This window comes from Halobellus sp. Atlit-38R (genome assembly GCF_003665925.1).
Lineage (GTDB): Archaea > Halobacteriota > Halobacteria > Halobacteriales > Haloferacaceae > Haloquadratum > Haloquadratum inordinatus.
This window is the reverse complement of record NZ_QXIJ01000005.1, coordinates 182,457-195,024: the sequence shown is the minus strand read 5'-3', so window position 1 is coordinate 195,024 and position 12,568 is coordinate 182,457. Positions and strand designations below refer to the sequence as shown.

Below are 12,568 nucleotides of genomic sequence, written 5' to 3'. Positions count from 1 at the left end.
AATCTGCCGGCAACTGGGATTCATCGTACTAGAAAATATTATTAATCATATGACTATAATCCAGAAAATAATTGTGAGCTATACTAACTGTATTCCGGTACACTTAGTACCAACTGACGTAATTCCCGGTTTCACGCACGCCGACAGGTCGTCTCTCCAGTTCGCAAGACTCCGCCGTGTCGGCCGTTCTATTACAAAATTACTGCTGTAATCCGGGCGAACACTTGCTCGTCGGACGAGTGGATCAAACGACCTCGTCTCCGCCCCCGGACCGCGATACGGAGCGAGACCCGTCCTATTGCCGATTCTATGAAGAGTAACTCAAACGACACTCACTCGTCATCTTCGATCTGACACTCACAGCCGCCGTTGTCGAGTAGGTCCGTAATCGGATAGCTCGTCCCGCAGTCAGTACAGAGAACCTGTACGTCCACGAGAACGTTGAAATCGCCCAGCGCGAGCCGACCACTATTTCGCAACTGCGTCAGATTACTCTCGATGACGGCGATGAGGCGGCTCTGGAGTCGCTGGATCGTCGTTCGAGCCTTTTCGATGCGATCGGTGTCGGTCGTCGCCTGCTCTTTGGAAACGCCCCTGAACTCCGTCAGGTAGGTGTGTACCGCCTGGTGGGAGACGAACTCGTCCTGGAGCGTCTCCGGGTCGATGTCGTTGCGTTCGAGTGCGGCTTCGGCATCGACTCGCATCCCCGCAGTGACGTCGTCCTGAGAGAGTAGACGATAGAGGTTCGCGACTTCACCGTCGAGGGGAGTCCCGCCGCCGCGTTCGATTTTCGCCCGAAGGAGCCGCTCGTTGAACCAGTCGGCGAGCGACCGGAGGCTCTGGCTCTCGTAGCCCCGACCAAGCCAGCGGTCTTCGAGCTCTTGGCCGACGCCGTCCATCTCGTACTCCTGAATGAGCCGTCCGACCTTCGAACGGGTCTGATCAGGCTGTTCTGACATACCCCCACGTAACCGGGCCGTCGTTTAAAACCCTCAGCATTGGCCGGGCTGCGGAGTCGGTCGACACACCGTACTGTCCGGAGTAGTCTGTGTATACTACGCGGTAGACGGCTTCTACCACTATCGCGACTCGTTCCGTTTAGCGACTGCCTCGTCGAAAGATCGAACCGACGGACGCCACCGAAGCGACTGTGCGCTATCTTCAAGTAATTTTGATTGATATTTGTTGGCATGGAAATCTTCGACCCAGGAGAGATCCGAGACCTCACGATACCCAACCGCGGGGTGTTCCGCCCCGTCCGAACGCGGTTCGTCGACGACGGACGACCGACGACCGAACTCGCCGCACACCTGGCCGCGCGGGCCGCCGGCGGGGCGGGTCTCGTCGTCGGGCCGGCCCAGATGCTCGTCCACCCGTCGGCGAGCGGCGCCGCGTTCCTCGACGCCTACGACGAGAGTGCCGTCTCGGGGCTCACGGACGTCGTCGACGCCGTCCACGACCACGACGCCCGTATCTTCGGGCAACTGACGCACACGGGGGCCGAATCGCGGGGCGACTGGGAGATGCAACCCCAACTCGCCCCCTCCGCGTCCCCGTCCGATGCGGCCTACGAGATGCCCAAGACGATGACGCGCGCGGACATCGACGACGTTCTCGACGGTTTCGCGACCGCCGCCAAAAATCTCGATGCGGCCGGTTTCGACGGCGTCGAACTCGCCGCCGGCCCGTTCTCGGTCCTCCGACAGTTCCTCTCGCCGCGCTACAACGCCCGCGACGACGCGTACGGCGGCGACTGGGACGACCGCGCTCGGTTCGTAAACGAGGCGCTCGCGACCGTTTCAGAGCAGTCGTCCGGGCCAGTGGGACTACACCTCTCCCTGGCGGAACTGGAGTACGGCGGCTACGAGTACGGAGACGTTCCGGACATCTTAGACGCCGTCGAGGGGTTCGATTACCTCTCCTGTACCGTCGGCACGCGGGCGACCTACAATCAAACGCACGCGGGGATTTCCGCCTCGGCTCCGGACCTCCTGGACCCGATTACGACGGCCGCCGAACACGTCGACACTCCCGTTATCGGACGACTGCCGTTCACGACAATCGACGACGCCGACGCGCTCTTCGATGCGGGTGTCGACTTCGTCAGTTTCACTCGCCAACTCCTGGCCGACGCCGAGACGCTCTCGAAGGCCGCTGCCGACAGCCGATACGACCGCTGTATCCAGTGCAACCAGAAGTGCCTGGAAGCCGTCTACGGCCACGCGCACGGGGGGCACGTCGAGTGCGTCGTCGATCCCAGAACGGGGCGTGAGACCGAACTGTACGCGCTCTCGGAGGCTGAACCGGCGGCCCTTCCCCAGCGCATTCTGGTCGTCGGTGGCGGACCGGCGGGGCTCCGATTCGCCGCCGTCGCGGCCGACCGCGGCCACGACGTCACCCTTCGAGAGGCGAGCGACAGCCTCGGCGGGCAGTTGAATCTGGCCGCACAGGGCCCGCTCGAACCGTTCGGTCGCGCCGTGGAAGACCTCGAGGCCGCCGTCCACGAGGCAGGCGTGACGGTGGAACTCGAAGCGCCCGTCTCTGCCGACGACGTCGGCCCCGAGTGGGACTCGGTCGTCGTCGCGACCGGTGCGAGTCGGCCTGACACGTCGGCGCTCGGGTTCGAGGGCGACGTCGTCGACGCGTTCGACGTGCTCGAAAGCGCACGCGGTGCAGGTGGGCCGCCGGACCTCGATCTCGGCGCGGACGTCCTCCTCGTGGACGACAACCGCTGGGTCATCACCGTCCAGACGGGCCTCGCGCTGCTCGACCACGCGGAGTCCGTCGAGATGGTGTCGCGAGACCACTACCCGGCGTTCCGGACGGAGCAACCGAACCTTCCGGGCTTCGTCGCGGCGCTGCAGGCGCAGGGCGCGACGTTCACTGGGAACCACGCTCTCGACGCCGTCGACGCTGCTGGAACCGTCACGCTCCGAAATACGCTCACGGGCGAGACGACGACCCGGCGGCCGGACTCAGTCGTCGTGGTCGGCCGCCGCCAGGCAGACGAACGTCTCTACCTCGAACTCGACGAGCGACGCGACGACGTCTACCGGGTCGGCGACGCCGTCTCGCCGCGCAAACTCGACCGCGCCTACTACGACGGCGAAGTGCTTGCACGGCGGCTGTGAGTCGCCGAGAGCGCCGCATTCGACGGCACGACTGGCGCGAGCGCGCACTCACTTTGCGAGCATCCCGGCGTCGACCGGGAGCGTCACGCCGGTGACGTAACGGGCGGCGTCGCTTGCGAGCCACAGGTACGCCTCGGTCACGTCGCGCGGGTCGATAAGCTGTTCGTCCAAGACGTTCATCGACCCGCTGGCGTCTGAGACGGCGTTCAGCGCCCCTTCTCCGACGGTTTCGAGGATTCCGTCGATCATCGGCGTGGCGACCCCGGTCGGGGCAACCGCGTTGACGGTCACGTCGTACTCGGCGAGTTCGAGCGCGAGCGCCTTCGTCAATCCGACGACGCCGTGTTTCGCCGCCGCGTAGTGCCCTGACCCCTTCGACCCGACGAGACCGGCGGTCGACGCTGTCGAGACGATCCTCCCTCCCTCGCCGCGGTTGATGAAGTGCTGGCCGACGTGCTTCGCACAGAGCCACGCACCCTTGAGGTTCGAGTCGACCAGTTCGTCCCACCGGCGTTCGTCCATCTCGACGAGGTCGGTGACGTTCCAGATCCCGGCGTTGTTGGCGAGGATGTCGATCTTTCCCATTTCGTCGACGGCTCTCCCGACGGCGGCTTCGACCTGCGCCTCGTCGCGGACGTCGACTCGAAGCCGTAGTGCCCGTTGTCCGGTGGCTTCGACGCGACGGACCGTCTCGTCTAAGTCCTCCGCGGTCGCGAGCGGGTACTGTGAGGTCTCGATCCCGCGACTCAGTCCGGTAACGACGACGTCGGCGCCGTGTTCGGCGTAGGCGACGGCGTGCGAGCGGCCCTGCCCGCGTCCGGCGCCGGTCACGAAGGCGACCTGCCCGCTGAAGTCGTAGGTCGGCACGCTCCGGTATTGGATTCCCGGCCGCATCTAGCTTGTGATCGACTCCCAAATTTATTTCAATATTCCAATGGATATAGAACCGTGATGCTCGTCGTCCACGCGTCTTTCCCGATCGACCCGGACCGCCGTGCAGAAGCGCTCGACCTCTTCGAGACGATGGTCGAGGAGTCGAACCAGGAACCGGGAATCCTCGAATACCGGGCCGCGGCCGATCTCCACGAAGAGAACACGATCCGATTCATCGAACGGTACGAGGACGCCGAGGCTGTCGAGGCACACGGGCAGACGGACCACTACCACGAACTGGAAGCGAAACTTCCCGAACTGCTCGCCGGTGAGCCCAAAATCACGCAGTACGAGATCAGCGACGTGACCGAAATAGAGGTCTGAGGGGCAGCATCCGTAGTCCTATGGCGACTCTCGATTCGCTCGTCGTCTTCGTCGTCGTCGGCTTATTCGGAACGAATGCGATCCCGCACTTCGTGCAGGGGATCACCGGGCAGCGACATATGACGCCGTTCGGGTCCGACTCCAGCGCCGTCCTGAACGTGCTCTGGGGTAGTGTGAACGCCGCCGTCGCGGGTGCGCTCGCGTGGCTCTTTCGCGACGCGATCAGCGGAGCGACGCTCGCGGCCGCGTTCCTGGCGGGCGTCGCGCTGGCTGTCGGACTGGCCTCGTTCTGGAGCACGGAGAACCCACAGCTCCCGTGGGAATCTGCCGACTGAAAAAGCATCAAAAAAGCCTGCGGCCCGTCGCGCTCGCTCCTACTTCGAGGAGAAGCCGGCGTCGACGGGGAGCGCGATGCCGGTGACGTAGCGTGCGGCGTCGCTGGAGAGCCACATATACGCCTCGCTGATGTCGCTCGCCTCGATTCCGGGGTCTTCGGTGTCGAAGACGTTGAACGGCCCCGTCAGTTCGCCCATCGACGCGAGGACTTCCTCGCCGTAGGCCTCGGTCATCCCCGAGATCATCGGCGTGTTCACGACCGTCGGACAGACGGCGTTGACGTTGACGTCGTACTCGGCGAGTTCGAGCGCCAGCGTCTTCGTCAGTCCGAGCACGCCGTGTTTCGCGGCCGTGTAGTGCCCGGCGCCGACTGAGGCGACGAGCCCTGCGGTCGAGGAGGTCGAGACGATCTTGCCGCCGTCGCCGCGCTCGACGAAGTGTTTCCCGACGTGCTTCGAGGGGAGCCAGACGCCCTTCAGGTTCGTGTCGATCATCTCGTCCCACGTCGCCTCGTCCATCTCGACAAGATCCGAGATGGTCACGATGCCGGCGTTGTTGGCGAGGATGTCGATGTGTCCGAACTCGTCGATCGCCTCCTCGACGGCGGCCTCGACCTGGCTCTCCTCGCGGACGTCGACTTCGATGGCGAGCGCGCTCTGCCCCTCGTCCTCTACCAGACTCGCGGTCTCGTCGAGTTCGTCGGTCGTGCCGAGGTCGTACGGAACTGTCTCGGCGTTGTGACCGATATCGGTGACGACGACGTCGGCGCCGTGTTTCGCGTAGTGCTGTGCGTGCGATCTGCCCTGGCCGTGTGCGGCGCCGGTGACGAACGCCACCTGGCCGCTGAAGTCGTATTCTACCATCCCTCTCACCTATTTCGCGAGCATTCCGGCGTCGACGGGCAGGCCGATGCCGGTGACGTAGCGTGCGGCGTCGCTGGAGAGCCACATATACGCCTCGCTGATGTCTGCGGCGTCGATCATCCCGCCGTCGCCGAAGATGTTCCACGGGCCGGTCATCTCTGTCGCTTCTTCGAGGGCCTCCTCGCCGTAGGCTTCCAGCACGCCGTCGACCATCGGCGTGCTCACGCCGGTCGGGCAGACGGCGTTGACGTTGACGTCGTACTCGGCGAGTTCGAGCGCCAGCGTCTTCGTCAGTCCGAGTACGCCGTGTTTGGCGGCGATGTAGTGGCCGGAACCCGGGCCGGCGACCTTGCCGTAGATCGACGACGTGGAGACGATCTTGCCGCCGTCGCCGCGCTCGACGAAGTGTTTGCCGACGTGTTTGCTGCAGAGCCACACGCCCTTGAGATTCGTGTCCAGCATCTCGTCCCACATCGCCTCGTCCATCTCGACGAGGTCGCCGAAGTGCGCGATGCCGGCGTTGTTGGCGAGGATGTCGATGTGTCCGAACTCGTCGATCGCCCCCTCGACGGCGGCTTCCACCTCGGCTTCGTCGCGGACGTCCATCTGGACCGTGAGAGCCTCTTGTCCCTCGTCCTCGACGATGCTGGCTGTCTCTTCCAGTTCGTCCGGGGTGCCGAGGTCGTACTTCACGGTGTCCATATTTTCGTTGATGTCCGTGAGTACGACGTCGGCGCCGTGTTTGGCGTAGTGCTGTGCGTGCGATCTGCCCTGGCCGTGTGCGGCGCCGGTGACGAACGCCACCTGGCCGCTGAAGTCGTATTCTACCATTGTCTTTCTCCCTTATTTCGCGAGGAACCCGGCATCGACTGGGAGAGTGATGCCGGTGACGTAGCGTGCGGCGTCGCTGGAGAGCCACAGGTACGCCTCAGTAATGTCTCTCGATTCAAGCATCGCGCCTTCATCGAAGATGTTGAACGGGCCGGAGAGGGCCGAGCCCCCTTCGTCGAGCACCTCGTCGCCGTAGGCTTCGAGCATCCCGCTCACCATCGGCGTGTCGATAGCCGTCGGTGCGACGGCGTTGACGTTGACGTCGTACTCGGCGAGTTCGAGCGCCAGCGTCTTCGTCAGTCCGCGGACGCCGTGCTTCGCGGAGATGTAGTGGGCGTTCCCGAGCGGGATTCCGGTGAATCCGGACACTGAGGCCGTGTTGACGATCTTACCGCCATCCCCTCGGTCGATGAAGTGCTTGCCGACGTGTTTCGCACAGAGCCAGACGCCTTTCAGGTTCGTATCGATCAGTTCGTCCCAGATCGCCTCGTCCATCTCTGTGGCTTCGGCCATCGACTCGATGCCGGCGTTGTTAGCGAGGATGTCGATCCGGCCGAACTCGTCGAGTGCCGCCTCGACGGCCGCTTCCACCTCGGCTTCATCGGAGACGTCTGCTTCCACGGTGAGTGCGTCCTGTCCCTCGTCTTCGACGAGACTGGCCGTTTCGGCGAGTTCGTCGCTCGTCCCGAGGTCGTAGGGGACTGTGTCCTTGTTGTGGTTGATGTCGAGCGCAACGACGTCGGCGCCGTGTTTGGCGTAGTGCTGTGCGTGCGATCGGCCTTGGCCGTGTGCAGCGCCGGTGACGAACGCCACCTGGCCGCTGAAGTCGTATTCTGGCATCTTTTTCACCTATTTCGCGAGGAATCCAGCGTCGACCGGGAGATAGATCCCGGTGACGTAGCGGGCGGCGTCGCTGGAGAGCCACATATACGCCTCGCTGATGTCTGCGGCGTCGAGCATCCCACCGTCGCCGAAGACGTTCCACGGGCCGGTCATCGCACCGATGTCTTCGAGAACCTCGTCGCCGTAGGCTTCGGTCATTCCCGCAATCATCGGCGTCTCGATGCCCGTCGGGCCGATGCAGTTGACATTGACGTCGTATTCGGCGAGTTCGAGCGCCAGCGTCTTCGTGAGACCGACGACGCCGTGCTTGGCCGACACGTAGTGCGCGTTGCCCGGAATGCCGACTTGGCCGGCGGTCGAGGACGTCGAGACGATTTTCCCGCCGTCGCCGCGCTCGATGAAGTGCTGGCCGACGTGCTTCGAGCAGAGCCACACGCCCTTGAGATTCGTGTCGATCATCTCGTCCCACGTCATCTCGTCCATCTCGACACCGTCGGCGATCGACTCGATGCCGGCGTTGTTCGCGAGGAAGTCGATCTTCCCCATCTCGTCGACGGCTTCCTCGACGGCGGCCTCCACTTGGCTCTCGTCGCGGACGTCCATCTCGATCGCGAGGGCTTCTTGGCCCTCGTCCTCGACGAGACTGGCCGTTTCGTCGAGTTCGTCGCTCGTCCCGAGGTCGTAGGGAACCGAGTCCACGTTGTGGCCGATGTCGGTGACGACGACGTCGGCGCCGTGTTTGGCGTAGTGCTGTGCGTGCGATCTGCCTTGGCCGTGTGCGGCGCCGGTGACGAACGCCACCTTGCCGCTGAAGTCGTATTCTACCATTGTTCTGGTCTACTTTGCGGTCATACCCGCGTCTACCGGGAGTGCAATACCAGTGACGTAGCGGGCGGCGTCGCTGGAGAGCCACATATACGCCTCGCTGATGTCCGTCTCCTCGATCATATCGACGCCTTCGAAGACGCTCCAGGGGCCGCTGAACGATCCCATCTCGTCCATCATTTCTTGGCCGTAGGCTTCCGCGAACCCCGAGATCATCTCGGTGTCGACGCCGGTTGGACAGACGGCGTTGACGTTGACGTCGTACTCGGCGAGTTCGAGCGCGAGTGTCTTCGTCAGCCCGAGCACGCCGTGCTTGGTCGCGACGTAGTGTCCCGCCGACGGACTCCCGATCAGCCCAGCGGCCGACGACGTGGAGACGATCTTGCCGCCGTCGCCGCGCTCGATGAAGTGTTTCCCGACGTGCTTGCTGCAGAGCCACACGCCTTTGAGGTTCGTATCGATCATCTCGTCCCATTGTTGTTCGGGCATCTCCGTCATATCGGCCGCGTTGAAGATCCCGGCGTTGTTGGCGAGGAAGTCGATCTTCCCCATCTCGTCGATCGCCTCCTCGACGGCGGCCTCTACTTCCGCCTCCTCGCGTACGTCCATCTCGATCTTCAGGGCCGCTTGGCCCTCGTCTTCGACGAGACTGGCTGTCTCTGCGAGGTCGTCTGACGAACTGAGGTCGTAGGGGTTCGTCTCGATGTTCTCACAGATGTCGGTGACGACGACGTCGGCACCGTGTCTGGCGTAGTGCTGTGCGTGTGAGCGTCCCTGGGCGCGCCCAGCGCCGGTGACGAACGCGACCTTCCCGCTGAAGTCGTACTCTGGCATTGTTGGCTCCGGGAATGGAACTAGTCACGACTCGTGCTATCCATCCCCATCCAAATTTCAATTTCACGGATAATAAGAATGTGGGACAACTAACTATAAACCGTTATGTTGGTATAAACACAGAATAGAGAGCGGCTCTCGACGCTCCTCGCGTGGGTCTCGGTCGATAATCGGTGCTTTCCGACGTCGACTCCGATCCCTCGTCGAACCGTGGTCACACTGCCGGACAGAACTATGTGAAGCCTATCGCCACCCTGTGGGTGCTAACGTGATCTACGAACTGCTGTCCGACAGTATCAGTCTTCGAGGCCGAGTTCACGCCGGACCTCGTGAAACACGCTCAGTACGTCTTGCTCTTCCTCCTCGAACGGGAGTCGCTGTAGCCGGTGCTCAAGCGACATCCGCGCGACTCGCCGCACGGTGCGCGCCGACGCCTCGCTGTCGCCCTCGAAGGCCGCTAGCGTCCGCGCGGCGCGCCGGAGCGTGATGTCGCCGCGGTGGCCGTCGACGTCGAGTTCGATGTTCATTCCCGCGATCAGCCGCGCGATGGCGTCGTCGAGCGTCACGTCAGGGAGCCGTTCCTCCGCGGTGACGATATCCGCTCGCAACTCCCGCTGTGTCCCGGCGTATTCCGCCCTGAACGCGTCGGGATCGGCGTCGAACGCGGCGCGCCGCTGGCTGATCTCCACGCGGTCGTCGACTTCGTTGACGCCCGCGACGTCGACGACCAGTCCGAACCGATCGAGCAGTTGTGGCCGCAGGTCCCCCTCCTCGGGGTTCATCGTGCCGACGAGGATGAACTCCGCCGGATGGCGGAACGAGACGCCCTCGCGTTCGACGATGTTTTCGCCCATCGCGGCGGCGTCCAAGAGGACGTCGACGATGTGGTCGTCGAGGAGGTTCACCTCGTCCACGTAGAGGATATTCCGGTTCGCCTCCGCGAGAATCCCCGGCTCGAACTGTCGTTCGCCTTCTTGGACCGCCCGTTCGAGGTCGATACTGCCGACGACGCGGTCCTCGGAGGCGTTGAGCGGCAAGTCGACCACCCGCATCGGTTGGGTCCGCGTCGGTAGCTCCTCGCCGGCGTCGACGCGCTCGCGACAGTCCGAGCACATCCGTTCGTAGTCGTTTGGCGGACAGCCGTACGGACAGTCCGAGACGACCTCGTGATCGGGCAGCACGTCCGCGAGCGCCCGGACGGCCGTCGACTTCGCCGTGCCACGCTCCCCGCGGATGAGCACGCCGCCGATGTCGGGGTTGATCGCGTTGAGCACGAGCGCACGCTTCATCTCCTCTTGGTCGACGATCGCGGTGAAGGGGAACGTCTGGTTCGTGGTCTCCTGTCCCTCGGTCGCCGTCGCCTCGTGTGTGGTTTCGTGATTCGTCATTGGTCTTCGTCAGCGTGCTTCGTCTACGTCGTCGGTCACCGGTCGAGTTCGTCGGTCGCCGTCTCGGTCGGGGTCGGTGCGTCGGTCGGCCCGCAGTCGCGGCCGCGTCGCCGCACTTGCCTCTCGGCCGCTCACGCGAACTGTCCCTCCTCCTCTTCGACTTCCGTCGGCAGCGTCGCGTCCCGTGGGAGTTCGACCAGCGGCAGGTAGTCCGCGCCCATCGTCTCCGCGAAGGTGAGGTTCCGCTCGAACCGCTTGCGCTTCATCCGCTCTGCCTTCCGGTCGGTCCAGATCTGGTCGGGCGTCGTGTCGAGTTCGTAGCCGGTGTCGACGAACACCGACGGGATGTCGTCGTCGTCGAACAGCGCGGCCGCGCGGAAGGCGTCCTCCTTCGCGTCCCCGTCCTCGCGGTACTCGACGTTCGTCTGGCCGTCGGAGAGCAGCACGACGAGCGGGTAGAGATCCTGATCGCGGCGTCGCTCGCGCTGGACGAGACGGTACGCTTCGACGAGACCGTGTGCCAGCGGCGTGTTCCCGCCGACCGTCAGCTTCGAGACGGCGTCGCGGGCCATTCGGTGGTTCCGGGTCGGTTCGACGAGCGTGAACGCGTCTTCGCCGCGGAAGACGACGACGGCGACGCGGTCGCGCGCCCGGTAGGCGTCCTCGACGAGCGAGAGCAGGCCCCGCTTCGTCTCCATCATCTGCCGCCCGCTCATCACGCTCCCGCTCGCGTCGACGACGAACACGACGAGCGCGCGGGCGGTCCGCTCGCGGATCTTCTGGCGGAGGTCCCGCGGTTCGATCACGAGACCGTCGCGTCGGCCCTCGGTGCGCCGGTGCTGATGCGGCGCGGCCGCCCGAACGGTCGCGTCGATCGCGACGTCGTCGACATCCTCCTGCAGTCGCGACCGCACGTACCGTCCGCTTCTCACGTCCACGCGCGAGGGCGTCCGGCGGGCGAGCGCCTCGCGCATCGTCCGGTCTTTCGTCGGCTCGATCGCCGTTCGATCGACCGTGTAGGAGTCCTCGCCCTCGGCGATCGGCATCCCGCCGGCCTCGGTGTCGAGGCTCTCGTCGCCTTCGGTGTCGCTCTCGTCGTCTTCTTCGCCCGCCTCCGGCTCCTCGTCGCCGCCGGTCGAGAGCACCCCTTCGCCGAAGCTCATCTCGGCGACGCCCTCGACGCGGTGCGGGAACACGAAGTACTGCGCTTCTTTCACGTGGGCGGACGTCGCCTCCGACGCCCCTTCGAGAGCCGCGATCGACCGCGCCACGCGCTCGACTGCGATGTCCGCTCGCATCCCGTGGGCGCGCTGGCGAAGCGCTTCGTAGGACGCGTCCCTGAGCAGTTCTTCGTCGATCTGCACGTCGCCGAGGCGGTCCCGTGCCGCCCGCAACTGGTCGGCGAGCGCGCGTTGCTCCTCGCGGTAGTCCGCTCGGAACGCTTCGGGGTCGGCGTCGAACCGCTCGCGGCGCGCGGCGATCTCGACGCGCTCGTCGACGTCGTCGCTCGCGGTGACGTCGACGACGACGTCGAACCGATCAAGGAGTTGGGGACGGAGGCCGCCTTCTTCGGGATTCATCGTGCCGACGAGGACGAACTCTGCGGGGTGCCGGACGGAGACGCCCTCGCGTTCGACGATGTTCTCGCCCATCGCGGCGGCGTCCAAGAGGACGTCGACGATGTGGTCGTCGAGGAGGTTCACCTCGTCGACGTAGAGGACGTTCCGGTTCGCTTCGGCGAGAATCCCCGGTTCGAACCGCGGGCGACCCTCCCGGACGGCGGTCTGGAGGTCGATGCTGCCGACGACGCGGTCTTCGGAGGCGTTGAGCGGCAAGTCGACCACTCGAATCCGTTGGGTCTCGGTCGGGAGTTCCTCGCCGGCGTCGACCCGTTCGCGACAGTCCGAACACATCCGTTCGTAGTCGTCCGGCGGGCACCCGTACGGACAGTCCGAGACGACCGCTTGTTCCGGGAGGACCTCGGTGAGCGCACGGACGGCGGTCGACTTCCCCGTCCCGCGTTCGCCGCGGATGAGCACGCCGCTCACGTCCGGGTTGATCGCGTTGACGAGCAGCGCACGCATCATCGCGGCCTGATCGACGACGGCGGTGAACGGGTACGATACGTCCATAACAATAATACACACAAGATACGGTATCTTAAACAATTAGCGGTCAAGATGGTCACGACCCCGTGTCACGAGCGGTACATCTTTATCGTCTCTCTCACTATTGTATGTTAGGTAACGTCACTCAATCA

13 protein-coding genes are annotated in these 12,568 nt (G+C 64.5%); 3 read left to right on the top strand and 10 right to left on the bottom strand.

Annotation, left to right across the window (positions count from 1 at the left end):
• Positions 1-332: 332 nt before the first annotated feature.
• Positions 333-959, bottom strand: coding sequence for a rod-determining factor RdfA (rdfA, locus tag D3D02_RS09260; protein WP_121569696.1), 627 nt, complete (start codon positions 957-959; stop codon positions 333-335).
• 231 nt (positions 960-1,190) lie between these two features.
• Here rdfA and D3D02_RS09255 point away from each other — a divergent pair, with 231 nt between their 5' ends.
• Entirely contained in the window at positions 1,191-3,131 is a 1,941-nt protein-coding gene (locus D3D02_RS09255) for an FAD-dependent oxidoreductase (protein ID WP_121569695.1), read from the top strand.
• A 48-nt stretch (positions 3,132-3,179) separates the two neighbouring features.
• Here D3D02_RS09255 and D3D02_RS09250 read toward each other — a convergent pair whose 3' ends face one another.
• On the bottom strand, positions 3,180-4,025 hold the full coding sequence (locus D3D02_RS09250; RefSeq protein ID WP_199723050.1) for a mycofactocin-coupled SDR family oxidoreductase: 846 nt from the start codon (positions 4,023-4,025) through the stop codon (positions 3,180-3,182).
• 57 nt (positions 4,026-4,082) lie between these two features.
• Here D3D02_RS09250 and D3D02_RS09245 point away from each other — a divergent pair, with 57 nt between their 5' ends.
• Both D3D02_RS09245 and D3D02_RS09240 read left to right on the top strand, forming a co-directional pair.
• Positions 4,083-4,388, top strand: coding sequence for a putative quinol monooxygenase (locus D3D02_RS09245; protein ID WP_121569694.1), 306 nt, complete (start codon positions 4,083-4,085; stop codon positions 4,386-4,388).
• Between the two features lie 20 nt (positions 4,389-4,408).
• Entirely contained in the window at positions 4,409-4,723 is a 315-nt protein-coding gene (locus D3D02_RS09240; protein ID WP_121569693.1) for a hypothetical protein, read from the top strand.
• A gap of 39 nt (positions 4,724-4,762) precedes the next feature.
• Here the strand turns inward: D3D02_RS09240 and D3D02_RS09235 are convergent, their stop codons facing one another.
• The 8 genes from D3D02_RS09235 to D3D02_RS09205 form a co-directional block, all read right to left on the bottom strand.
• Complete coding sequence (locus D3D02_RS09235; protein ID WP_121569692.1) at positions 4,763-5,587, bottom strand: mycofactocin-coupled SDR family oxidoreductase; 825 nt, start codon at positions 5,585-5,587, stop codon at positions 4,763-4,765.
• Positions 5,588-5,596: 9 nt separating this feature from the next.
• Positions 5,597-6,418 carry a mycofactocin-coupled SDR family oxidoreductase gene (locus D3D02_RS09230; RefSeq protein ID WP_121569691.1) on the bottom strand — a complete coding sequence of 274 codons (822 nt, stop codon included), beginning with the start codon at positions 6,416-6,418 and terminating at the stop codon, positions 5,597-5,599.
• Between the two features lie 12 nt (positions 6,419-6,430).
• Positions 6,431-7,258: a mycofactocin-coupled SDR family oxidoreductase gene (locus tag D3D02_RS09225; protein WP_121569787.1), complete on the bottom strand. Its 828-nt coding sequence runs from the start codon at positions 7,256-7,258 to the stop codon at positions 6,431-6,433.
• A gap of 9 nt (positions 7,259-7,267) precedes the next feature.
• Complete coding sequence (locus D3D02_RS09220) at positions 7,268-8,089, bottom strand: mycofactocin-coupled SDR family oxidoreductase (RefSeq protein WP_121569690.1); 822 nt, start codon at positions 8,087-8,089, stop codon at positions 7,268-7,270.
• Between the two features lie 9 nt (positions 8,090-8,098).
• Positions 8,099-8,920 (bottom strand): mycofactocin-coupled SDR family oxidoreductase, encoded by an 822-nt coding sequence (locus tag D3D02_RS09215; protein WP_121569689.1) that lies wholly within the window; start codon positions 8,918-8,920, stop codon positions 8,099-8,101.
• A 296-nt stretch (positions 8,921-9,216) separates the two neighbouring features.
• The gene (locus tag D3D02_RS09210; RefSeq protein ID WP_121569688.1) at positions 9,217-10,308 is read right to left on the bottom strand and encodes an ATP-binding protein; all 1,092 of its coding nucleotides are present in this window, start codon (positions 10,306-10,308) and stop codon (positions 9,217-9,219) included.
• Between the two features lie 9 nt (positions 10,309-10,317).
• Positions 10,318-10,443, bottom strand: coding sequence for a hypothetical protein (locus tag D3D02_RS21500; protein WP_255410155.1), 126 nt, complete (start codon positions 10,441-10,443; stop codon positions 10,318-10,320).
• Positions 10,440-12,440: a VWA domain-containing protein gene (locus D3D02_RS09205; protein WP_121569687.1), complete on the bottom strand. Its 2,001-nt coding sequence runs from the start codon at positions 12,438-12,440 to the stop codon at positions 10,440-10,442. The genes D3D02_RS21500 and D3D02_RS09205 overlap by 4 nt, the downstream gene beginning before the upstream one ends.
• Between the last annotated feature and the right edge of the window lie 128 nt (positions 12,441-12,568).